Raw genomic sequence first — 252 nt, 5'->3', positions numbered from 1 at the left:
ACAACAACAATGAACCGCACTCACTTCATGTCAGCTGCCTGCCTGGCCACCCTTGCGTTGCCAGTGCCGGCGATGGCCGATTTCATCGGCGACAGCCACGCACGCCTGGAGCTGCGCAACCACTACAGTGCGTGGGTGTTCTCGGTTACCGACAGCTCCGAACGTGCCAGTGAAGAACGAGGCCGCTACCTGGCCCAGTTCATCCGCTCCATGACCGGTATCGGCGCTGCCGGCGCCAGCAAGCACTGACCT

1 pseudogene is annotated in these 252 nt (G+C 62.3%); it reads left to right on the top strand.

What is annotated here, in order from left to right:
* Positions 1-249, top strand: a pseudogene (locus ACN6NG_RS30055) (hypothetical protein); the annotation flags it as partial.
* Positions 250-252: the final 3 nt, after the last annotated feature.

The sequence above is a fragment of the Pseudomonas sp. TSO6 genome (genome assembly GCF_056098905.1).
Note: the sequence above shows the minus strand (reverse complement) of the source record. Positions and strands in the feature narration are given on the sequence as shown.